The following is a 20,149-nucleotide window of genomic DNA, read 5'->3' as shown; positions in this document are numbered from 1 at the left end:
TCCGCCATCACCCGGATATCGCCCGGATATTCAGGCGGCGCTGAGCTTGGCCAATGTCGCTTCATCCACCTCGAAGTTGGCGTAGACGTTCTGCACGTCGTCGTCGTCTTCGAGCGTCGCCACCAGCTTCATCAGCGATTGCGCGCGTTCCTCGTCCACCGGCACGTTGTTCTGCGGCTTCCAGATCACCTTGGCCGTTTCCGCTTCGCCGAGCGCTGCTTCCAGAGCCTTTGAAACATCGTTCAGGCTCTCGAAGGCGCAATAGATGGTGTGGCCTTCCTCATCGGTTTCCACATCGTCGGCGCCTGCATCGATCGCCGCTTCCATCACCTTGTCGGCGTCGCCTGCCGAGGCCGGATAATAGATTTCGCCGGCGCGGTCCCACATGAACGACACCGAGCCGGTTTCGCCGAGCGCGCCGCCTGCCTTGGTGAAGGCTGCGCGCACGTTGGAGGCCGAACGGTTGCGGTTGTCGGTCAGCGCTTCCACGATCAGCGCCACGCCGCCGGGGCCATAGCCCTCGTAGCGCACTTCCTCGTAGTTCTCCGTGTCGCCGCCGGACGCCTTGTTGATGGCGCGCTGGATGTTGTCCTTGGGCATCGACTCGGCCTTGGCCGCCTGCACTGCAAGCCTGAGGCGCGGGTTCATGGCCGGGTCGGGTACGCCGAGCTTGGCAGCGACGGTGATTTCGCGCGCCAGCTTGGAAAACATTTTCGAGCGGACCGCATCCTGGCGGCCCTTGCGGTGCATGATGTTCTTGAACTGTGAATGGCCGGCCATGTGACCCCTGTCGTCTGTTCGCGGCGATCAGATCGCGCCGCGCCCACCGGACGCCAGAAAACGGATCTGACTGTTGAGTTGGCATCGGATGCCCGAAAAGCCGGATTTCGCCGACGGGGGCCGATGCTCGGAATGGCGGGCTTATAGAGAAATCGGCTCAATTCGTCCAGCCGCACGCACCCCGTCGCTCGCGAAAACGTGACTCGGGCGTCCGCCCGGCGTCATTCATAGTCGGCCTGCCCGTATGCCTGGAGGCCGATATGCCGTTCCTGCGCCTGCTCGCCGCCTTCTTCCTGTCGCTTGCCGCCATGTCGCTGCCGGCATCGGCGCAGGAAAGCCCGCCGCCATCGCGCTGCCTGGCCATCGCCAACGCGCTGCCGGGCGTCACTTACGCGAATTTCACGCCTGCGCAAACACAGGCCGAAGGCGAGGTGTCGATTACCTATGCCGGCCACTCGACCTATGTCATCGAAACGCCTGCCGGCGTGCGCGTCGCCACCGACTACAGCGGCGTCTACGGCTCAAATCCGCTGCCCGACGTCGTCACCATGAACAAGGCGCACCGCACCCATTTCACCGACCTGCCCGATGCCGGCATCGCCCATGTGCTGCGCGGCTGGAACCCGGCTGGCGGCCCGGCCAAGCACGCGCTCACCATCGACGACATCTATATCCGCAACGTGCCGACCGACATACGCGGCTTCGACGGCGGCATGGAGCGCGACGGCAATTCGATCTTCATCTTCGAGGTGGCGGGCCTGTGCATCGGCCATCTCGGCCATTTGCATCACCGGCTCGAAGCCGCCCACTACGCCGCCATCGGCCGCCTCGACGTCGTCATGGTGCCTATAGATGGCGGCATGACGCTATCGCTCGACGCCATGAGCGAGATTGCAAGCAGGCTCTATTCGTCGGTGATCCTGCCCATGCACCGCCATGCCACCGGGATCACGGAATTCACCGGCAGGATGGGTCCGGGCTTCGCCGTCGAATTCCGCGACAGCCGCACGCTCGACATTTCCCTGCGCAGCCTGCCGCAGCGCCCGACCATCATCGTCCTGCAAGGCGTCTAAGCGGTCAGCGGGTAACCCTAGTGTCCGCTGCCCTTGGTCTTTCGGCGACGCGCCAGCATGTTCAGCCCCTCGACCAGCGCCGAGAAGCCCATGGCCGCGTAGATGTAGCCCTTCGGCACATGGTAGCCGAAGCCGTCGGCGATCAGCGTCATGCCGATCATCAACAGGAAGCCCAGCGCCAGCATGACGATGGTCGGGTTCTTCTCGATGAAGGCCGATAGCGGATTGACCGCCAGAAGCATCACCGTCACCGCCACGATGACGGCGATGTACATGATGGCGATCTCGTCGGTCATGCCGACAGCCGTGATGATGGAGTCGATGGAAAACACCAGGTCGAGGAGCAATATCTGGAATATCGCGCCCACCAGCGACACCTGGATGGTCTTGGAGACGATTTCGTCCTTGTGGTCCACCGGATCGACCGTGTGGTGGATTTCCTTGGTCGCCTTCCACACCAGGAAAAGGCCGCCGGCGATCAGGATAAGGTCGCGCCATGAGAAACCATGGCCGAAGGCTGTGAAGATCGGCGCTGTCAGCTTCACGATGAAGGAGATCGTCGCCAGCAGCAGCAGCCGCATGATCAGCGCAGCACCTATGCCGAGCCGCCGCGCCATCACCCGGTGCTCGGGCGGCAGCTTGTTGGTCAGGATCGAGATGAAGATAAGATTGTCGATGCCCAGGACGACTTCGAGCACGACGAGCGTTAACAGGGCAACCCAGGCGGTAGGATCATGGATGAACGCAAAATGGGGGGCAAGGAACTCCAGCATGCGCTCGCAATCTCTCCGTCTGAAAATGTCGTGCAGAGGTAGGTACGGCCTACCCTGTCGTCAATGTCACCCCACATTTTTTCTCAAACACCGTCGAATCCGCGACCAATGGTGCATTTCCGCCCGTGCTGCAAAAGATATGATGGCTTCATGAAACGGACAATCGTCCTCGCTGTGCTGCTCGCGGCAACGCTGCCGCCGCTGCCGAATGCCTTTGCTGCCACAAGCCAGCCCGAGACCGTGCAACCGTTGCCGGACCAAAAGGCCGAACTGCGCGAACGGCTTTTCCAGCATCTCGCCGCCGCCACGACAGAGGCTGAAGGGCGCGCGCTGGAAGACGAGATCTGGCGTTTCTGGCTCGACCTTGCGCCAAGCCCGGAGGTCCGCAAACTGGTCGATCAGGCGATGGAGCGCCGCCAGTCCTTCGATCTCACCGCTGCCGAGGCCCTGCTCGACCGCGCCGTCGAGCAGGCTCCCGACTATGCCGAGGCGTGGAACCAGCGCGCCTTCATTCGCTTCCTGCGCGAAAACGACGAAGGCGCGGAGCAGGACATCCTGCGCGCGCTGGAGCTGGAGCCGAAGCATTTCGGCGCGCTGTCCGGCCTGTTCCATGTGCTTTCGCGCCGCGGTCGCACGGAGGCAGCCAACGCCGCGCTGATCGAGGCGGTCAGAATCCATCCCTGGCTGAAGGAGCGCACGATGCTGCCGCCCGACCCGAACGCCGAGCGCCCGCCAATCAAGGGCACCGAACAGGATTTGTAGCGCACCGTTGCGCGCTGCTAGGGTGTGCTGAGATTCAGGTCAGGGTGAGCCGAGAACGGTAGCGTACGAGAACCGGAGCGTAGCGTACATTCAGGTACGTGAGCACTCGGCGAGCGCGGAAGGCTGCCGTTCGCAGGCCGCCCTCACCTGAACCTCCCTATTTCCAGAAGGAAGGCACCGTTTCCTCCAGCCGCGGCCCGCGCCGGAACGGCGCGATCTTTTCGGCAAGGCCGGTGCGGTCGGAAATCTCGACGCCGACGCCGCACAGCGTCGCCGGCCCGCTCGCTGCTTCGAAGCGGCCCTTCGGCACCTTGGACAGGAAGCGGTTGAGCGGTTCCTCCTTGTCCATGCCGAGCGAGGAATCATAGTCGCCGCACATGCCGGCATCCGAAATATAGGCCGTGCCGCCGTTGAGGATGTGATGGTCGGCGGTCGGCTGGTGGGTATGGGTGCCGACGACGAAGCTCGCCCGCCCATCGACGAAATGCGCGAAACACATCTTCTCGCTGGTCGCCTCGGCATGGAAATCGATCACCACCGCATCGGCCTGTTCGCCGAGCGGGCAGGCGGCAAGTTCGCGCTCGCCCGCCTGGAACGGATCGTCGAGTTCGGGGTGCATGAACACCCGGCCCATGATGTTGGCCACCATCACGCGCGCGCCGTTCTTGGCCAGATAAACGCCAGACCCCCTGCCGGGCGTCCCTTTCGGGAAATTGGCGGGCCTCAGGAACCTGTCTTCGCGCGGCGCGAAATTCAGCGCATCGCGGTTGTCCCAGACGTGGTTTCCGGTGGTCACGACATCGGCGCCGGCGGCGATCGTCGCCTGGAAAATCTCCTCGGTGATGCCGAAACCGCCGGCCGCGTTCTCGCCGTTGACGATGACGAAATCCAGCTTGAGTTCGGAAATCAGTCCGGGCAATTGCTCCTGCACCGCCGTGCGCCCGGTCTTGCCCACCATGTCACCAAGAAAAAGCAGTCTCACGCAGACCCAATCCCCAAAATGCCGCATGACATTCTAGGGAAGGTCACGCATCGCTGAAATCTTCGGCGGCACATTAAGCATGCCACGCCGCCCGGTCTGTAAATCACCGCACGTTCGCGCCGTCAAAGCCATTCGACTTTCGTGGGCTGAACTCAGCCATGCGGTGCCGCTCTTGTTTCAGGTCAGGGCGAGCCGAGAATGGTAGTGCATGTCTCCCGAAAGTGGATGCCGGTTTCGGGATAAAGACATGCATAATCAAAGGAGCTAAAGCGTGTGAAGCGAATCTGAAAGATCGCGCCACGCTTTAGCATTCGAGAACCGGAGCGGAATGTACATTCAGGTACATGAGCACCGGAAGCGCAGAAAAACGCCTTTCGCAGGCCGCCCTCACCTGAAACTAAAACCGCCGCAGCCCGCTCTCGGTCAAGATCTCCGGCAGGATCACGTCGTGCGGCTCGTCCGGCACGCGCTTCACCTGCTGGCAGTTAAACGCCGTGCCGATGAGCCGGGGCTTCAGCCCACGCTCGTGCATGCGCGCAATCGCCCGGTCATAATGTCCCGCGCCATAGCCAAGCCTGTGGCCGCGTAGATCGAAGGCAGCCAGCGGCAACAGGATGATGTCGGGATCGAACACCTTCGCATCGGGTCCCGGCCCGGTCGTGCCGAAGCCGGTCGAAACCATCGGCGTGCCGCGCACCAGTTCGCGAAACACGATGGTCTCCTTGTCCAGCACCACCGGCAGGCAAAGCCGCGCGCCTTTTTCGCCCAGCGCAAACATCAGCGGCCGAAGGTCGATTTCCGAACGGATCGGCAGGAAACCCGCGATCACGGTGCCCGGCCCGAAGCTGATCGCCGGCTCGCCCACTTCGGCAATGCGCAGCGAAATCTCGATGCGCCACAAAGGGTCCAGCGCATCGCGCCGCCCGAGCGCTTCCTGCCGCACGCTCTGCTTTTGCTCTTTCAGTGAGGTCATGCCGCTCCCTTCCCCTGAAACGGAGAAAAATCGCAACTTGGCGCTGAGGTCAAGGGGAGGAGGCGAGGTCAAAAGCCGCGCCCTGCACGAGGGGAAATCAACATTATTGCGGGGAAAGAAATGGCCGCCGGATGGCGAAATCCGCCCCGAACAGATGGCAGAGCGACGATCCACACGACCGATGGAGAAGTTGATCCCGGGAACCTACAAAGTAGGTGGGCGCCATATGTCCGAGCCCACGGGCCCGGCCAGGGACAGCTCCCTAGGGATCAATAAGGCCCCGGGGAAATGTCTCTCCTGTCGCGAAGCGCAGACCGTCGCCACCAATATAGGTGGAAGCGCGCGCCAACACCAGCGCCGGCAAGCAGGAACAGCCCTCAAGCCGCGCCCGCACAGGCGCTTTCCAAATGGCGCTTGTGTCGCAACGGTTTTGCTTGCGTGTCCAGAACCATCTTTCTACGGTTCGTCGCAAAAATCAGGGACAAGAAAATGCGTTTCGAAGGCACTGCGGCCTATGTCGCCGACAAGGATCTGATGGTTGCGGTCAATGCCGCGATTGCACTTGAGCGGCCGCTGCTGGTCAAGGGCGAGCCCGGCACCGGCAAGACCGAGCTCGCCAAGCAGGTGGCCGCAGCGCTCGGCCTCGACCTTCTGGAATGGCACGTCAAGTCCACCACCCGCGCCCAGCAGGGCCTTTACGAATACGACGCCGTTTCGCGCCTGCGCGACAGCCAGCTCGGCGACGAGCGCTTCAACGACATCAAGAACTACATCAAGCGCGGAAAGCTTTGGGATGCCTTCGCGGCGGGCAGGAAAGTGGTGCTGCTCATCGACGAGATCGATAAGGCCGACATCGAGTTCCCCAACGACCTGTTGCAGGAACTCGATAAGATGGAGTTCTTCGTCTACGAGACCGGCGAAACCATCCGCGCCGATGTGCGCCCCATCGTCATCATCACCTCCAACAACGAAAAGGAGCTGCCCGACGCCTTCCTGCGCCGCTGCTTCTTCCACTATATCCGCTTCCCCGATGCCGACACGCTGCACCGTATCGTCGAGGTCCACTATCCCGGCATCAAGCAGGCGCTGGTGCGCGCGGCGCTGACCCAGTTCTACGAAATCCGCGACGTGCCCGGCCTGAAGAAGAAGCCTTCCACATCGGAGGCGCTCGACTGGATCAGGCTGCTGGTTGCCGACGACATCGATCCCGCCGACCTGCGCGGCGATGCCAAGAGCGCGCTGCCGCGCCTGCACGGCGCGCTGCTGAAGAACGAGCAGGACGTGCACCTGTTCGAGCGCCTCGCCTTCATGGCCCGCCGCAACGGATAGGGTCTCAGCGGCCTGCCTGTGCGGCATCCCGCCGGAGCGCCACCCCTCTGCTTCATCATCTCCGCAAGGAGGTGCAACCTCTCCGCTTCGTCATCCCGGAATTCACTTTCGAGCGGAGCGAGAAAGGAATGTCCGGGATCCATTCCGTGACGGCGCGGCAGGGCTCAAGCATCTCAGAATGTGGATCGGTTAGAGGCTGACGTTAACCCAACCCACTGATCTCGCTCACTTCCCGAAAAAACTTTCACCCCACTTATCCACCCCCTCTCCATCTCCCCCATAATCCGCCCCATCGCCCTTGCGGGAGACCTGGTGCGCACCGGGTATCAGGGAAGGGCGTCGGTGCCGGATTGGTCGCATGACGGTGTGCGGCTGGGTGATGAGCCCCCAAGTCCGGGCCTTGATCGGGGCCTTCGGCGCAAATGCTGCCCCCGGTAAGGCAAGACCACCGGACGGGCGGCCGCAAGGCCGCACTAAACTACTAAACGAGCGACCGAACGGCCGCCCGTCCTCCCGACCTCTTAAGCGAGGTCAGTTCTTTGACAATGGCCAGACGGCTTTAGCCGGGCGTGGCAACGGTAATGCACGAACCTTGGCCAGCCGTCTGGCCATTCCTCGGGGCCCCCGCCAGCGACGAGCGTAGCGAGTGAGCTTAAGGGCGGGGCAAAGAACCTCAGACGCGAAAGCGGGCGTGGCGATGAATAAGTGTAACCGGCCACCGCTCGGGAATGGATCCCGGACATTCCTTTCTCGCTTCGCTCGAAAGCGAATTCCGGGATGACGCGAGATAATCTCTCAGCCGTCATCCCGGAAGCGAGCCGAGCAAAGCGAAGGCGATGCTGTCCGGGATCCATTCCGTGACTTTGCTGAAGTATTCTGGGCGGCAGTGCGAAGCGATCAAGAAACGCCCCGACAAAAGCGGGGCGTGGCAATGAACAAGCACGCATCCACTTGTCGGATCGGCCCACGCCAAACCGTCCTATGCACGGACCAGGCAACCGCGGCCGCACCGCCGCGTTCAGGACAGAGGCCAATCAGGAAGGGAAATGCCATGCTCAAGGACAAGCCATCATCGGCCATCGTCGCCGTCAGCGACATCGCCAGGGCGCGCAGCTTCTATGTCGATACGCTGGGCCTCGAAGTGGAAGACGATAGCATGGGCGACGTGATCGTCCTGCGTACCGGCGCAACATTCCTTGTCGTCTATCGCTCCGATTTCGCGGGCACCAACAAGGCCAACGCAGTGGTCTGGGGTGTCGGCGACGAAATCGACACCATCACCGCAACCTTGACGGCCAGAGGCGTCGGCTTCGAGCACTATGAGGGGATGGAGCTGAAGGGCGACATTCACGTCAGCGGCGACATGAAAATGGTGTGGTTCAAGGACCCGGACGGCAACATCCTGCACTTGAACAACATGTAGCCTGCTGCCCGGCCCGAAACGTCACGCTACCGCCGGCTGGCTCCAGCGCGCGGCGATCAGCCGGTAGGGGATCAGTGCGAACACGGCAATGGCAAGCTTGACCGTGAGGTCGCCGAGCGCCCACGACACCCAGCGTGCCGCTTCGGCCGAAAATACGCCCATCAACGGTGCCGCCTCTAGGGCAAAGCCGTCATCGGGACCGAGAAAGGCGAAGGCGGCGGCAAAGGCGACCGAGAAAAACACCGCCGTATCGACGATGGAGCCGGCCAGCGTGCCGAAGATCGGCGCGCGCCACCAGCTTTGCCGGCGCAGCCAGTTGAAAACGGTGACGTCGAGCAGTTGCGCCGAAAGAAATGCCGCGCCCGAAGCGCAGGCGATGCGCGCCAGACGTGCCACCGCCGTATCGAACTCGATCAGGCCGAGCTTGAACAGCAAGGGCGGGATGACGATCGAACAGATCACCGCCGTCATGAAGCCGACCAAAACGATGCGCCGCGCCACCGCCGGTCCGTAGCGGCGGTTGGCAAGGTCGGTGATCAGGAAAGAAAACGGATAGGTGAACGCGCCCCAGGTCAGCACATCGGCGAGCGCAAGGCCGGCGACCTCGCCTTGCAGCGGAAACTGCACGAGGATGTTGGACGCCACCACGACAAGCGCCATGGCCGCCACGAAGGGCAGGTAACGAGCAAGGAAACTCATTTTTTTATCCTGGGTTATGGAACCAGTGGAACATCGGCCGAGAAGACGATGTTCCGTGGGAGGCGGTCGTCCCCCGCCTTGGAAGTCTGCTTAGGCTGCCGGCTGTTCGGCGAGCTTCTTGGCGATCTGCTTCTTCAGCAGGCGCGCGCGCTGCGAAAGCTCAGCCGTGTCAGCCTTGGCGAGGAAAGCGTCGAGGCCACCGCGATGCTCGACCGAACGCAGCGCGTTGGCGGAGATGCGCAGGCGCACATTCTGGTTCAGCGCTTCCGAGATCAGCGTGACATTGACCAGATTGGGCAGGAAGCGGCGACGGGTCTTGTTGTTGGCGTGGCTGACGTTATTGCCGGTCAGGACGGCTTTGCCGGTAAGTTCGCAAGCGCGGGACATAATGCACCTTCAGGTTCTCGGTCCGGCCAAATCTCGCTGCCCACGCCCTATAGCGCGCGGTTTGCAGCAAGCGGCCTCATGGAAAAGTTGGCGTTCCATAGTGTCATTTGGACGAGGCGTCAAGCGCAAGCTTGCCCCGGCGCAACGCGGCAGCTTCACACAAAGGCCGGAATCCGGCCTATATGCAAGGGCCTAGGGACATCGAACGTCCGGAGCGATCCGGTACGATCAGCATGAAGGTGAATTCGCAAGAATGTTTCGCCCCATAGCGCTTTGCTCGGCAGCCCTTTGCCTTGCCACCCTCGTCACCGCCTTGCCCGGCCCCGGCTCGGCCGCCGCCCCGCAATCGTTCCGCGGCGAATACACGGTCTCCTTCCTCGGCCTGCCGCTTGCCCGCGCCGCCTTCCAGAGCCGCTATGACGGTGCTGCCTACAGGATTGACGGCTCGGTCGCCAGCGCGGGGCTCGCCCAAATATTTGACGATACCAAGGGCACCATCGTTGCCTCGGGAAGTCTAGCCGAGGATGGCCTCCAGCCGCGCAGCTTTCGCGCCGATTACACGTCCGGCAGGAAGGCCTCGCTGGTCGATATCCGCTTCGCCAACGGCACGGTTGCCTCCACCAAGGTCGTGCCTGCTCCGAAGAAGCGCGGCAAGGACTGGGTCGCACTGGACGCCGCCGATCTCAAGAGCGCCCTTGATCCGATCACGGCAACGGTCGTGCGCGCACCAAGCCTCGATCAAGTCTGCGGCCGCACGGTGAAAATGTATGACGGCGAGTTGCGCGCCGACCTGAAATTGAGCTTCGTGAAAAAGGACAAAATTTCGGTCGAGGGCTACGAGGGACCAACCATCACCTGCCGCATGGGTTTCCAGCCCGTTTCCGGTTACCGCCAGGGCAAGCGCGCTCTGGACTATCTGAAGAACCGCAGCCGCATCATGGTGACGTTTGCGCCGCTTGGCCAAACTGGAGTATATGCCCCGATCCACGCGACCGTCGGAACGGAAATCGGCACCATCACCGTCCGCGCGCGCCGCTTCGAAACAACCAACTAGGCGCGAGATGCGCGCCGCCGGGACGAAACCATGGGGCGGGCGACACTGATAGGCTTTTCGGCGGTTGCCATGTGGGCGCTGCTGGCGCTTTTGACCGACGCCTCCGGCCAGGTGCCGCCGTTCCTGCTCTCGGCAATCACCTTCACCATCGGCACCTTTGTCGGCCTTGTCGCCCGTCTCATAATGCCGAAGCCGGCCACGTCCGTGAAAATACCGTTGCAGGTCTGGGTCATCGGCATCGCCGGCCTGTTCGGCTATCACTTTTTCTACTTCACCGCGCTGCGCAACGCCCCGGCTGTCGAGGCAAGCCTGATCGCCTATATGTGGCCGCTGCTGATCGTGCTGGGCTCCGCCCTGATGCCCGGCGAAAAGCTGGCCTGGAACCACATCGTCGGCGCCCTGCTCGGCCTTGCCGGAACCTTCCTGATCGTCACCAAGGGTGCAGGTCTTGCCTTCGATGCGCGCTATGCCTTCGGCTATGCCATGGCCGCCGTCTGCGCCGTGTTATGGTCATCCTACTCGCTTTTGTCGCGCCGCTTTCCCTCGGTCCCCACAACAATCGTTACGTGGTTTTGCGCGGCAACCGCGATCCTTTCGCTGGCCTGCCACTTCGCGCTTGAACAGACCGTGCTCCCGGCAAATGCCGGCCAATGGCTGGCGGTGCTCGGCCTCGGTCTGATGCCGGTCGGCGCTGCCTTCTATGCCTGGGACATCGGCGTGAAGCGTGGCAATATCCAGGTGCTGGGCGCGGCCAGTTACGCAGCCCCGCTTCTGTCGACGCTGGTGTTGATCGTTGCCGGCTTTGCCGAGCCCAGCCTGCGCATTCTCGCCGCCTGCCTGCTCATCACCGGCGGCGCAGTGCTGGCGGCAAAGTCACTGCTGTTTGCAAAGCGAACCGCCACTGCGAGCGTAAAAGCATGATGCCGTTTTCCGGCGGCATCGAAACATTTGCCAACGCCACTGTCGTCTTCTCGGTGCTGGCGGCCATAGGCTATGCCTTCAGCCTTTCCATGCCGCCGTCGCTGCGCCGTTCGGCCATCAAGACATTAGCCATCGGCCTGCTCGCCGTGCTCGCTTTCGAACAGGACGCACCGCTGCTGCTTGCCGGAGCGCTTGCGCTGAGCGCGGCATCCGACGCGTTTTCCTCGCAACCCAACGCCAGAATGTCCGTTGCCGGTTTCACGGCGGCCGTCGGTGCCTTCCTCGCCTTCGGCCTGCTGTTTTTTACCTATGGCGCATTTGGTCTTCTGACATCGGAGCCCTGGCGACCGGCGCTCGCTGCCGTCATGACAGCCCTCACCTTTGCGGTCCTCATGTGGTCATGGACGCGCATGGGCCGCCGTCTGCGTCTGCCCGTCCTGGCCTATGCACTCGCACTGCTGGTCATGGCGTTCTCGGCCTTGATGACCACGCCAACGATCATAGCCGGCACCTTGTTGTTGCTGGGGTCAGGCGCCGCCAGCCTTGCGGCGAGGCTCCCGGCTCCGGAGCCTTCGCCTCGACACGCATTGTGGCCGTACGCAGTATGGGCACTACGCTATGTCGGCCATCTCGCAATAGCGCTTGGCGCGGTGCTCTGATCGCTTACGGCTTCCAGCCCGGTTCGGCCATCTCGAACTGGGCAAAGTCGAATCCAGGCGCGACTGTGCAACCGACCAAGGTCCAATCCCCCGTGCTTCGCGCAGTCTGCCACCAACCCGCCGGCACCAGCAATTGCGGCCGTTCGCCGGCAAGGATGTCTGTACCCAGCCGATGCTCGCTGACTTTGCCGCCGTCGGCGCACATCGATACCAGAAGCGCCGCCCCGGCGTAGAAATGCCAGACCTCGGCGGCGTCCTTGACGCGATGCCAGGCCGAAGACTGGCCGCTCTCGAGAAGAAAATAGATCGCGGTCGAATGACCCCTCCCGCCGTTCGGCGCATCGCGAAATGTCTCGACATACCAGCCGCCTTCCGGATGCGGCCTCATGCCGAGCGCGGCAATGATTTCGGCGGGCGTCATCGCAAGCCGACCTCGCTCAGAAATTATCCTTGCGCTTGCGGATCTCCGCGAACACCTCGACATCCGCCGCATTTTCCATGCCGAGGTTCTTGCGGATTGCCGGATCGGCCCAGCGCAGGAATGGGTTTGTCGCCAGTTCCTCGCCGATCGTAGTCGGCAGCGTGGCTTTCCCTTCCGCCCTCAGCGCCTCGATCTTCCTGGCCCGCGCCTGCAGGGCGGTATTGCCGGGATCGATCGTCAGTGCAAAACGGGCATTGGAAAGCGTATATTCATGGCCGCAATAGACAGCCGTATCGGCAGGAAGCGCAGCAAGCTTCTTCAGCGATTCGAACATGACCGGCGGCGGGCATTCGAGCAGCCTGCCGCAACCGAGGGCAAACAGCGTGTCGGCTGCGAAAAGCTGCTTTGCCTTGGGCAGGTGATAGGTGATGTGGCCCGCCGTATGGCCCGGCGTAAAGATCACCTCGATCTTCTCGCCGCCGAACGGAATGACCGAGCCGCCCTCGACCGTGTCGTCGATACCGGGGATCTTCGCCTTCTCCGCCTCCGGTCCGACAATCCGCAGCTTGAAGCGTTCCTTCAAGGCAAGGTTGGCTTCGACATGGTCGATGTGATGATGGGTGATGAAAAGGGTCGTCGGCTGCCAGCCGGTGCGCTTTATCGCCTCAAGGATGGGAGCTTCCTCAGGCGCATCGATAAGAGCGGCCTCGCCACTATCCCGGTCGCGCAACAGGACACCAAAATTGTCCTCGCGGCACATGAACTGTTCGATCTCGATGGCCATTTTGATTTCTCCTGTCGATGTCGCCGCAGACATAGGGTGCGCGTCCGGTTATGTCACCCCCTCGATTGGGTGGGCTTGGTTGAACTCACGCCGCATCGCCGCTACCGTCCCCAATCCGACTTGGGATCATGATACGGTTTTCCATGCATACCGACATTGTCGACCTGCGTTCCTTCTACGCCTCGCCGCTTGGTCGCCTTGCCGAGCGCTCGATCACGATGGCGCTTTCATCGATCTGGGCAAATGTACCGAACGAGCGGCTCGTCGGCCTTGGCTATGCCTTGCCTTGGCTTGAACGGTTCGGAACCGATGCCGAGCGCGTGTTCGCTTTCATGCCCGCCACGCAGGGTGCGGTCGTGTGGCCTCCGAACGCCCCTACGGCCACAGCATTGGTGTTCGACGAGGAACTGCCGCTTGTCGATGCCTCGATCGATCGCATGCTCATGGTCCACTCGCTGGAACACGCGGAAAATCCGCGCGAAACACTGAACGAGATCTGGCGCGTGCTTTCCCCGGCTGGACGGGTCGTGATCGTGGTGCCAAACCGCCGCGGCGTATGGGCACGCTTCGAACACACGCCTTTCGGCACCGGCAGGCCCTATTCACGTTCCCAGCTTGCCGAGTTGCTCAGGGAAACCAACTTCACTCCGGCAGCATGGTCGGACGCCCTGTTCTTTCCGCCTTCAAGGCGAAGGCTCATGATGCGCTTCCACAACGTCATGGAAAGTGTCGGGCGCAAGCTCTGGCCGATCTTTTCGGGCGTCATAGTCGTGGAAGCGCAAAAACGGCTCTACCAGGGTGTTCCAATTGCCCAGCGCACTTCGCGCCGCGTCTTCGTGCCGTCGCTATCTCCCCAGGGCGTGACCGGTCTCGGAATGCGTTTTGACGGCAGCTGACTCACGATCCTTCGATTTTCGAACCCTGGCCGACATTTTCGAGTTCATATGACGTCGTCTGATAGACCCGGTTGATCCAGTTGCCGAACAGCAGGTGCGCATGTGAGCGCCAGCGGTTGAGCGGCGGTCGCGCCGGATCATCGTCCGGATAATAGCCGTGCGGCACCTTGATCTCGACGCCGGCGGCGACATCGCGATCATACTCTTCCTTAAGCGACGTGGAGTCGTACTCGATGTGGTTGAACATATAGAGCCGGTTGCCGACATCGCCGGCGAGCAGGCTGGGACCAGTCACATCCGACTCCATCAGGACATCGAGGCCGGAGCCTTCAGAAATGTCTGCCTTGCGCACCTCCGTCCAACGAGACACCGGAATGGCGAAGTCGTCCGAGAAACCGGCGAGATACGGCGATGCAGGCGCATTATTGCGATGCCGGAACACGCCGAAGGCCTTGTTCTCAAGCGTGTATTTCGGAATGCGATGGAAATGCCAGGCGGCGGCCATCGCCCCCCAGCAGATGAAGAAGGAAGAGTGAACATTGGTCACCGTCCAGTCGAGGATGCGCTCCAGTTCCTTCCAGTAGGTGACCTCTTCGAACGGCAGCAATTCAATCGGCGCGCCGGTGATGATGAAGCCGTCGAACTTGCGGTGCCGGACCTGCTCCCAGGTCTGGTAGAACGAGATCAGATGCTCCTCAGACGTATTCCGCGCCTTGTGGTTGCCGATGCGCACCAGCGTCAGCTCCACCTGAAGCGGCGTCGCCCCCATCAGGCGCGCAAACTGGGTCTCGGTGCGGATCTTGTTTGGCATGAGATTGAGCAAGCCGATCTGCAATGGACGGATGTCCTGCCGCATCGCAGTGCGCTCGTCCATCACGGAGACGCCTTCGCGAACGAGAACTTCGCGTGCAGGGAGCTGATCGGGGATCTTGATCGGCATTGGACGAACTCCAAACAGAAACGGCGACGAAACCGCAGCAGGTCTGAATGGACTTGTCATCCTCGGCCTGTTTAGCGACTTCTTTAACGTGGCTGCAAGCCGACCGGCCAAATCACCACGGAACAGCCCCTATCTAGTCCTGGCCGTGCAAATCGTCAACGGTTCCGGGGGCTGGGCCAGCGCTTGGCCCTCGACATTGCCCGTCGCGGCTTGTATTTCGGCTCCATCTTTTCAGACCTTCCGTCCCCTATGGAATTGGCACGATGACCACTGCGCAGGATCAAGCACGTCCGCAACCCCGCTCCGGGATCCTGGACATCGAGGCCTATGTGCCGGGCAAGAGCGCGGCACCCGCAGGCGTGAAGCTGCACAAGCTGTCGTCGAACGAAAATCCCCTCGGGCCCTCCCTCAAGGCGGTCGAGGCTGCACGTGAAGTCGCCGGCATGCTGGAGTTTTATCCTGACGGATCATCGCTGAAGCTGCGCGAAGCCATTGCCGAGGTGCATGGGCTGAATGCCACAAACATCGTCTGCTTCAACGGCTCGGATGAAGCGCTGACATTGTTGGCGCGCATCTACCTCCAGCCGGGCGACGAGGCGATCTACACCGAGCACGGCTTCCTCGCCTACAAGATCTGCATCCTGGCCGCCGGCGCGTCATACGTCATCGCCAAGGAAAAGGACGAGCGCGTCGATGTCGATGCGATCCTCGCCGCCGTCACGCCCCGTACCAAGATGGTTTTCCTCGCCAACCCCAACAATCCGACCGGCACCTATGTGCCGTTCGACGAGGTGCGTCGCCTCCATGCGGCCCTGCCCAAAAACGTGCTGCTTATCCTCGATGCCGCCTATGCCGAGTTCGTGCGCCGCAACGACTATGAAGCCGGCGTCGAACTGGTTGCCGGTGCCGAAAACGTGGTCATGACCCGCACCTTCTCCAAGGTTTACGGCCTTGGCGGCGCCCGCATAGGCTGGATGTACGCTCCGGCTCATATCGTCGATGCGGTCGAGCGCGTGCGCGATCCCTTCAATGTCACGGCAACCGCGATCGCTGCCGGGACGGCGGCGGTGCGCGACCGCGCCCATGTCGAGCGCGCCATCGCCCACAATGAAACCTGGCTGCCGTGGCTCACCGAGCAGTTCACCAGCCTTGGCCTGCGCGTAACGCCCAGCGTCGGCAATTTCCTCCTGGTCCATTTCCCGAACGAGGCTTCCCATTCGGCGGCGGAGGCAGACGCCTATCTGACGGCCCGCGGCTATATTCTGCGGCGCGTTGCCGGCTACGGTTTTCCCAACGCGCTGCGGATGACGGTCGGAACCGAAGAGGCCAATCGCGGCGTAGTCGCCGCACTCACCGAATTCCTGAAAAGATAGATCTATGCCCAAACCCATGTTTGAAAAGATCGCGCTGATCGGCATCGGCCTGATCGGCTCGTCATTGGCGCGCGTCATCCGTCGCGAAAACCTTGCCAGCCATATCGCCATCTCCACCCGCAGCGCCATAACGTTGAACCGCGCCGAGCAACTCGGCCTCGGCGACAATTACACCACCGATGCCGCTGATGCCGTGCGCGACGCCGATCTGGTGATCGTCTCGGTGCCCGTCGGCGCCTCGGAGCAAGTGGCCAAGGAAATCGCGCCGGCGCTGAAGAAGGGTGCCATCGTTACCGACGTCGGCTCGACCAAGGCTTCCGTCATCGCCCAGATGCAGCCGCACATTCCCCAAGGCGTGCACTTCATTCCAGGCCATCCGCTGGCGGGCACGGAAAAGTCCGGACCTGACGCCGGCTTTGCCGACCTGTTCCACAACCGTTGGTGCATCTTCACGCCGCTGCCCGATACCGATCCTGCGGCGCTTGAGAAGCTGTCGGACTTCTGGCGTCGCTGTGGCGCCAACATCGACACGATGGACCCGAACCACCACGACATGACGCTGGCCATCGTCTCGCACCTGCCGCACATCATCGCCTACAATATCGTCGGCACGGCGGATGATCTGGAAACCGTCACCAAGTCGGAAGTGATCAAATATTCGGCGTCCGGCTTCCGCGACTTCACGCGTCTTGCCGCCTCCGATCCAACCATGTGGCGCGACGTCTGCCTGCACAACAAGGATGCGATCCTCGAAATGCTCGCGCGCTTCTCGGAAGACCTTGCATCCCTGCAACGGGCGATCCGTTGGGGCGACGGTGACAAGCTTTTCGACCTGTTCACCCGCACGCGCGCCGTGCGCCGGTCGATCATCGAAGCGGGACAGGACATCGATGCCCCCGACTTCGGCCGTCAGGCGGTCGAACATCCGGCGAAAGCCTGACGTTCGGGATCAGTCGATCGGCTTGATATTGCCGAGCGGGATGAAGCCCAGCACGGCTTTGCCCTTGACCACCTTGAGCGGCAGCGATGGTTCGCTGCCGAGCATGGCAAGCGCGGCGAAACCCTGATTGATCTTACCGGCCTGTTCGGGAATGGCGGTGGCGAGGATTGCAGCCACAGCTTGCGGATTGCGCAGCTTGATGACCAGATCGGCATCGACCAGGCCATCGGCATCGACCGCCGCAGGGCCGGAGACCGAGATATGCGCCTCGCCCGATGACAGTTCGAGATTGGCGATCTCTATCGCTTGCCCGCGCAAGCTCTTCGGGCGGGACCGCACAAGGGCAACACCGTTCTTCAGCGTAACCGCACCGGTCCCGTCAAGCGGCGGAACCGTGCGTCCATTGAGCGCCTCGGGGGGAATCTCCAGATCCTCGAACCGGCCCGTATAGGCGATATCTTGGCCATTGGGTTCCAGATCCACTTGCGCCTTGGTCGCGCTGAACAACTGCACGGGGTCGCTTTCGTCAGACGGGTCCGTCTGTCCTGAGAAGCCATCCGCCGCCAGCGAAACCTTTCGCGGCAGCGGCCAGAACAGCTTTGCGCTGGCGTTGAGGTTGTCCCAGTCCAGCCACAGCGGCGGCATGCCGGGCGCAACGGTGCGCAGCGGCCCGCGAAGAGTGGCGTCAGCCACCAGCGGTCGGGCGAGACTGGTCACGGCGGCCAACGCTCCAGCGGAGGCGGCAATATTGCCGGCATCGTCCTCGTAGGCCATGCCGTCGCAATCGATAGCGAGCCGCAGCGGATAGCCGCTGACGCGGAAGTTCGCGCAATCGGCCTCGATGCCTCTCGCACTCAACTCCGCAATCGTCTGTCCGAATTCACCCCTGATCTTGTCGGCAAGATAAAACCATCCGCCACTGTAGAGGCCGAACAGCAGCACCAGCAGAACGAGGAGCCACGGCAGCAGCCTGCGCCGCCGCTTTGATACCACTTGCTCACTTGACGTCATGCTGCCGCTCTCGCTAACCCGTGGGTGCGCCGGATGTCCCGACGCTTTCTGACCGGCTCACGGCCACTGCCGCGCGCCTTCCAACTTGGCTTGGCGATATGGGCGATTTTTGGGTTTTTGGCTACGGCTCACTGATCTGGCGACCCGGTTTTGCGCATCTGGAAACGCGCCGCGCCCGGTTGTTCGGCTACCGGCGTTCGCTTTGCGTCTATTCCTTCGTCCATCGCGGAACGCGCGAGCGGCCAGGGTTGGTGCTTGGGCTGGACCGGGGCGGTTCCTGCGTCGGCGTGGCATTCAAGGTCGATGGAGCGGCGCGCGAAGATGTTATCGGCTACCTGCGCGAGCGCGAGCAGGTGACAAGCGTCTATCTGGAAAAGACGCTAACGGCGCGGCTCGAGACCGGGGAAACGGTAGAAGCGGTGGCCTATGTGGCAGACCGCGCCCACGAGCAATATGCGGGCGCATTGAGCGAAACCGAGGCTGCAACCGTGGTGCAAGGCGCTGTCGGCCAATCCGGACGCAACGAGGAATATCTGGCCAGTACCGTCGAACACTTGCATAAGCTCGGCATTCGCGACCATTGGCTCGAAGGCGTGGCAAAACAGGTCGCGCATTCGTGAAGGCGTTCCGCGTCAAATCCCGGAACGAGGTTTGACCCTGCCAATCCAATCCTTAGGCTGTATTAGGTCGTGGACTCATAAATATGATCGAAATGGCGCCTGGAACGGCAAAAAGATGCGAGGAGAAGCGCGAAGGTCGATGCGGACCATCGGCCGAGCGGTTCGACGCGGCAGCTTGCAGCCGTTCCGGCGTCCTTCGGATGTGGTCCATCTGCCCGGCTACTTTGTCAAAAGAGCTTGAAAATGAATGACATTTCCTTCGCTCTTTTTCCGCGTATCCGAACAGATGGCCTCACACCATTTCGATCATATTTATGAGTTCACGACCTAGCTACTGCTTCGTTCGGCGCTGATTCTTCATGCCGCTGAGCGCAGCTTTGATTCGTGGAGACTGGACATTGCAAAAGCGCCGCCTCGGTCGCACCGACCTTGAAATCGCTCCGCTGGTTTTCGGCGGCAATGTGTTCGGCTGGACCGCCGACGAAAAGACGTCCTTCGATCTGCTGGACCGCTTCTTCGACGCAGGACTGAATGCCGTCGATACGGCTGATTCCTACTCGCGCTGGGTACCGGGAAACAGTGGCGGCGAATCGGAAACCATCATTGGCAAATGGATGAAAAAGCGCGGCAACCGCGCCCGGATTGTTCTTGTCACCAAGGTCGGCTCCGATATGGGACAGGGCCGTATCGATCTTTCCCCGGTCTATATCGAGCGCGCAGTCGAAGCTTCGCTAAAGCGGCTGCAAACCGATGCGATCGACCTCTACCTTTCGCATTGGGCAGATCCGACCGTGCCCTACGCCGAAACGCTGGGCGCCTACCAGCGCCTGATCGAGAAAGGCAAGATACGCTTTGCCGGCGCCTGCAATCTGGATGCCGGGCAACTGAAAGCGGCTCTGGATACTGCCAGCCATCATGGCCTGCCACGCTATGAGGTGCTGCAGCCTGCCTACAATCTCTATGACCGCAGCGATCTTGACGGTCCCCTGCGCGACCTTTGCATGGCCAACCAGATCGGCGTCATCAGCTACTACGGGCTGGCGAAAGGGTTCCTGAGCGGCAAATACCGCAGCGAAGCCGACCTTGGCAAAAGCGCGCGCGGCGGCAGTATCCGTTCTTATCTGAACAAACGCGGCCTGCGCATACTGGCCGCGCTGGATAGTGTCGCGCATCGCCATGCCGCCACCCAGGCCGAGGTTGCACTCGCATGGATCATGGCCCGCCCCGGCATCACCGCGCCGATTGCCAGTGCAACATCGGTCAAGCAGGTGGATAGCCTGATCAAGGCCGTTTCACTGCAACTGACCGGCGCGGATATGGATCAGCTCGACACGGCAAGCGCGCCTTGA

22 protein-coding genes, 1 other RNA gene and 1 riboswitch are annotated in these 20,149 nt (G+C 62.1%); of the genes, 12 read left to right on the top strand and 11 right to left on the bottom strand.

Features of this window, described 5'->3' with window-relative positions:
- Window positions 1–30: 30 nt before the first annotated feature.
- Window positions 31–780 carry a YebC/PmpR family DNA-binding transcriptional regulator gene (locus ACODTY_RS01375; RefSeq protein WP_488992494.1) on the bottom strand — a complete coding sequence of 250 codons (750 nt, stop codon included), beginning with the start codon at window positions 778–780 and terminating at the stop codon, window positions 31–33.
- Window positions 781–1,040: 260 nt separating this feature from the next.
- Between ACODTY_RS01375 and ACODTY_RS01370 the strand changes: the two genes are divergently transcribed.
- Window positions 1,041–1,853: an MBL fold metallo-hydrolase gene (locus ACODTY_RS01370; protein WP_488992493.1), complete on the top strand. Its 813-nt coding sequence runs from the start codon at window positions 1,041–1,043 to the stop codon at window positions 1,851–1,853.
- A gap of 17 nt (window positions 1,854–1,870) precedes the next feature.
- On the opposite strand, the gene ACODTY_RS01365 is transcribed toward ACODTY_RS01370, so the two are convergent.
- A complete protein-coding gene (locus ACODTY_RS01365; protein ID WP_488992492.1) occupies window positions 1,871–2,626 on the bottom strand; it encodes a TerC family protein in 756 nt (251 codons plus the stop codon).
- Window positions 2,627–2,776: 150 nt separating this feature from the next.
- On the opposite strand from ACODTY_RS01365, the gene ACODTY_RS01360 reads away from it, so the two are divergent.
- Window positions 2,777–3,388 carry a tetratricopeptide repeat protein gene (locus ACODTY_RS01360; protein WP_488992491.1) on the top strand — a complete coding sequence of 204 codons (612 nt, stop codon included), beginning with the start codon at window positions 2,777–2,779 and terminating at the stop codon, window positions 3,386–3,388.
- Between the two features lie 157 nt (window positions 3,389–3,545).
- Here ACODTY_RS01360 and ACODTY_RS01355 read toward each other — a convergent pair whose 3' ends face one another.
- From ACODTY_RS01355 to ssrS, 3 genes are all read right to left on the bottom strand, one after another.
- Window positions 3,546–4,370 (bottom strand): TIGR00282 family metallophosphoesterase, encoded by an 825-nt coding sequence (locus tag ACODTY_RS01355; RefSeq protein ID WP_488992490.1) that lies wholly within the window; start codon window positions 4,368–4,370, stop codon window positions 3,546–3,548.
- Between the two features lie 397 nt (window positions 4,371–4,767).
- Window positions 4,768–5,343: a 5-formyltetrahydrofolate cyclo-ligase gene (locus ACODTY_RS01350; protein ID WP_488992489.1), complete on the bottom strand. Its 576-nt coding sequence runs from the start codon at window positions 5,341–5,343 to the stop codon at window positions 4,768–4,770.
- 163 nt (window positions 5,344–5,506) lie between these two features.
- Window positions 5,507–5,662, bottom strand: a non-coding RNA gene (gene ssrS, locus ACODTY_RS01345) — 6S RNA.
- A 170-nt stretch (window positions 5,663–5,832) separates the two neighbouring features.
- Between ssrS and ACODTY_RS01340 the strand changes: the two genes are divergently transcribed.
- Both ACODTY_RS01340 and ACODTY_RS01335 read left to right on the top strand, forming a co-directional pair.
- Window positions 5,833–6,672 carry an AAA family ATPase gene (locus ACODTY_RS01340; RefSeq protein ID WP_488992488.1) on the top strand — a complete coding sequence of 280 codons (840 nt, stop codon included), beginning with the start codon at window positions 5,833–5,835 and terminating at the stop codon, window positions 6,670–6,672.
- A gap of 1,051 nt (window positions 6,673–7,723) precedes the next feature.
- Complete coding sequence (locus ACODTY_RS01335; RefSeq protein WP_488992487.1) at window positions 7,724–8,095, top strand: VOC family protein; 372 nt, start codon at window positions 7,724–7,726, stop codon at window positions 8,093–8,095.
- Window positions 8,096–8,116: 21 nt separating this feature from the next.
- Here the strand turns inward: ACODTY_RS01335 and ACODTY_RS01330 are convergent, their stop codons facing one another.
- The gene (locus tag ACODTY_RS01330; protein ID WP_488992486.1) at window positions 8,117–8,794 is read right to left on the bottom strand and encodes a queuosine precursor transporter; all 678 of its coding nucleotides are present in this window, start codon (window positions 8,792–8,794) and stop codon (window positions 8,117–8,119) included.
- Between the two features lie 90 nt (window positions 8,795–8,884).
- A complete protein-coding gene (rpmB, locus tag ACODTY_RS01325) occupies window positions 8,885–9,181 on the bottom strand; it encodes a 50S ribosomal protein L28 (protein ID WP_056238316.1) in 297 nt (98 codons plus the stop codon).
- A 253-nt stretch (window positions 9,182–9,434) separates the two neighbouring features.
- Here rpmB and ACODTY_RS01320 point away from each other — a divergent pair, with 253 nt between their 5' ends.
- The 3 genes from ACODTY_RS01320 to ACODTY_RS01310 are packed head-to-tail and all read left to right on the top strand — an operon-like array spanning window position 9,435 to window position 11,815.
- Window positions 9,435–10,235 carry a DUF3108 domain-containing protein gene (locus ACODTY_RS01320; protein ID WP_488992485.1) on the top strand — a complete coding sequence of 267 codons (801 nt, stop codon included), beginning with the start codon at window positions 9,435–9,437 and terminating at the stop codon, window positions 10,233–10,235.
- Window positions 10,236–10,265: 30 nt separating this feature from the next.
- Complete coding sequence (gene yddG, locus ACODTY_RS01315; protein WP_488992484.1) at window positions 10,266–11,156, top strand: aromatic amino acid exporter YddG; 891 nt, start codon at window positions 10,266–10,268, stop codon at window positions 11,154–11,156.
- Window positions 11,153–11,815: a lysoplasmalogenase family protein gene (locus ACODTY_RS01310; RefSeq protein WP_488992483.1), complete on the top strand. Its 663-nt coding sequence runs from the start codon at window positions 11,153–11,155 to the stop codon at window positions 11,813–11,815. The genes yddG and ACODTY_RS01310 overlap by 4 nt, the downstream gene beginning before the upstream one ends.
- A 4-nt stretch (window positions 11,816–11,819) precedes the next feature.
- On the opposite strand, the gene ACODTY_RS01305 is transcribed toward ACODTY_RS01310, so the two are convergent.
- Both ACODTY_RS01305 and gloB read right to left on the bottom strand, forming a co-directional pair.
- The gene (locus ACODTY_RS01305) at window positions 11,820–12,236 is read right to left on the bottom strand and encodes a cupin domain-containing protein (RefSeq protein ID WP_488992482.1); all 417 of its coding nucleotides are present in this window, start codon (window positions 12,234–12,236) and stop codon (window positions 11,820–11,822) included.
- Window positions 12,237–12,252: 16 nt separating this feature from the next.
- Window positions 12,253–13,020: a hydroxyacylglutathione hydrolase gene (gene gloB / locus ACODTY_RS01300; protein WP_488992481.1), complete on the bottom strand. Its 768-nt coding sequence runs from the start codon at window positions 13,018–13,020 to the stop codon at window positions 12,253–12,255.
- 143 nt (window positions 13,021–13,163) lie between these two features.
- Between gloB and ACODTY_RS01295 the strand changes: the two genes are divergently transcribed.
- Entirely contained in the window at window positions 13,164–13,916 is a 753-nt protein-coding gene (locus ACODTY_RS01295) for a class I SAM-dependent methyltransferase (RefSeq protein ID WP_488992480.1), read from the top strand.
- 1 nt (window position 13,917) lies between these two features.
- Here ACODTY_RS01295 and metA read toward each other — a convergent pair whose 3' ends face one another.
- Window positions 13,918–14,856, bottom strand: a complete 939-nt coding sequence (metA, locus tag ACODTY_RS01290) for a homoserine O-acetyltransferase MetA (RefSeq protein ID WP_488992479.1) — start codon at window positions 14,854–14,856, stop codon at window positions 13,918–13,920.
- A 50-nt stretch (window positions 14,857–14,906) separates the two neighbouring features.
- Window positions 14,907–14,985, bottom strand: a riboswitch (SAM riboswitch).
- A gap of 134 nt (window positions 14,986–15,119) precedes the next feature.
- Between metA and hisC the strand changes: the two genes are divergently transcribed.
- On the top strand, window positions 15,120–16,229 hold the full coding sequence (gene hisC, locus ACODTY_RS01285) for a histidinol-phosphate transaminase (protein ID WP_488992478.1): 1,110 nt from the start codon (window positions 15,120–15,122) through the stop codon (window positions 16,227–16,229).
- 4 nt (window positions 16,230–16,233) lie between these two features.
- Entirely contained in the window at window positions 16,234–17,169 is a 936-nt protein-coding gene (locus ACODTY_RS01280) for a prephenate/arogenate dehydrogenase family protein (RefSeq protein WP_488992477.1), read from the top strand.
- Between the two features lie 9 nt (window positions 17,170–17,178).
- Here the strand turns inward: ACODTY_RS01280 and ACODTY_RS01275 are convergent, their stop codons facing one another.
- Window positions 17,179–18,180: a DUF2125 domain-containing protein gene (locus ACODTY_RS01275; protein WP_488992476.1), complete on the bottom strand. Its 1,002-nt coding sequence runs from the start codon at window positions 18,178–18,180 to the stop codon at window positions 17,179–17,181.
- 98 nt (window positions 18,181–18,278) lie between these two features.
- Here ACODTY_RS01275 and ACODTY_RS01270 point away from each other — a divergent pair, with 98 nt between their 5' ends.
- Entirely contained in the window at window positions 18,279–18,800 is a 522-nt protein-coding gene (locus ACODTY_RS01270) for a gamma-glutamylcyclotransferase (protein WP_488992475.1), read from the top strand.
- A gap of 398 nt (window positions 18,801–19,198) precedes the next feature.
- The gene (locus ACODTY_RS01265; protein WP_488992474.1) at window positions 19,199–20,149 is read left to right on the top strand and encodes an aldo/keto reductase; all 951 of its coding nucleotides are present in this window, start codon (window positions 19,199–19,201) and stop codon (window positions 20,147–20,149) included.

Source organism: Mesorhizobium sp. FG116 (assembly GCF_057809835.1).
Note: the sequence above shows the minus strand (reverse complement) of the source record. Positions and strands in the feature narration are given on the sequence as shown.

Excerpts from the sequence above, each read along its gene's own strand:
- ACODTY_RS01375 (WP_488992494.1), bottom strand. The coding sequence starts at position 780 with ATGGCCGGCCATTCACAGTTCAAGAACATCATGCACCGCAAGGGCCGC.
- ACODTY_RS01370 (WP_488992493.1), top strand. The coding sequence starts at position 1,041 with ATGCCGTTCCTGCGCCTGCTCGCCGCCTTCTTCCTGTCGCTTGCCGCC.
- ACODTY_RS01365 (WP_488992492.1), bottom strand. The coding sequence starts at position 2,626 with ATGCTGGAGTTCCTTGCCCCCCATTTTGCGTTCATCCATGATCCTACC.
- ACODTY_RS01360 (WP_488992491.1), top strand. The coding sequence starts at position 2,777 with ATGAAACGGACAATCGTCCTCGCTGTGCTGCTCGCGGCAACGCTGCCG.
- ACODTY_RS01350 (WP_488992489.1), bottom strand. The coding sequence starts at position 5,343 with ATGACCTCACTGAAAGAGCAAAAGCAGAGCGTGCGGCAGGAAGCGCTC.
- ACODTY_RS01340 (WP_488992488.1), top strand. The coding sequence starts at position 5,833 with ATGCGTTTCGAAGGCACTGCGGCCTATGTCGCCGACAAGGATCTGATG.
- ACODTY_RS01335 (WP_488992487.1), top strand. The coding sequence starts at position 7,724 with ATGCTCAAGGACAAGCCATCATCGGCCATCGTCGCCGTCAGCGACATC.
- ACODTY_RS01330 (WP_488992486.1), bottom strand. The coding sequence starts at position 8,794 with ATGAGTTTCCTTGCTCGTTACCTGCCCTTCGTGGCGGCCATGGCGCTT.
- rpmB (WP_056238316.1), bottom strand. The coding sequence starts at position 9,181 with ATGTCCCGCGCTTGCGAACTTACCGGCAAAGCCGTCCTGACCGGCAAT.
- ACODTY_RS01320 (WP_488992485.1), top strand. The coding sequence starts at position 9,435 with ATGTTTCGCCCCATAGCGCTTTGCTCGGCAGCCCTTTGCCTTGCCACC.
- yddG (WP_488992484.1), top strand. The coding sequence starts at position 10,266 with ATGGGGCGGGCGACACTGATAGGCTTTTCGGCGGTTGCCATGTGGGCG.
- ACODTY_RS01310 (WP_488992483.1), top strand. The coding sequence starts at position 11,153 with ATGATGCCGTTTTCCGGCGGCATCGAAACATTTGCCAACGCCACTGTC.
- ACODTY_RS01305 (WP_488992482.1), bottom strand. The coding sequence starts at position 12,236 with ATGACGCCCGCCGAAATCATTGCCGCGCTCGGCATGAGGCCGCATCCG.
- gloB (WP_488992481.1), bottom strand. The coding sequence starts at position 13,020 with ATGGCCATCGAGATCGAACAGTTCATGTGCCGCGAGGACAATTTTGGT.
- ACODTY_RS01295 (WP_488992480.1), top strand. The coding sequence starts at position 13,164 with ATGCATACCGACATTGTCGACCTGCGTTCCTTCTACGCCTCGCCGCTT.
- metA (WP_488992479.1), bottom strand. The coding sequence starts at position 14,856 with ATGCCGATCAAGATCCCCGATCAGCTCCCTGCACGCGAAGTTCTCGTT.
- hisC (WP_488992478.1), top strand. The coding sequence starts at position 15,120 with ATGACCACTGCGCAGGATCAAGCACGTCCGCAACCCCGCTCCGGGATC.
- ACODTY_RS01280 (WP_488992477.1), top strand. The coding sequence starts at position 16,234 with ATGCCCAAACCCATGTTTGAAAAGATCGCGCTGATCGGCATCGGCCTG.
- ACODTY_RS01275 (WP_488992476.1), bottom strand. The coding sequence starts at position 18,180 with ATGACGTCAAGTGAGCAAGTGGTATCAAAGCGGCGGCGCAGGCTGCTG.
- ACODTY_RS01270 (WP_488992475.1), top strand. The coding sequence starts at position 18,279 with ATGGGCGATTTTTGGGTTTTTGGCTACGGCTCACTGATCTGGCGACCC.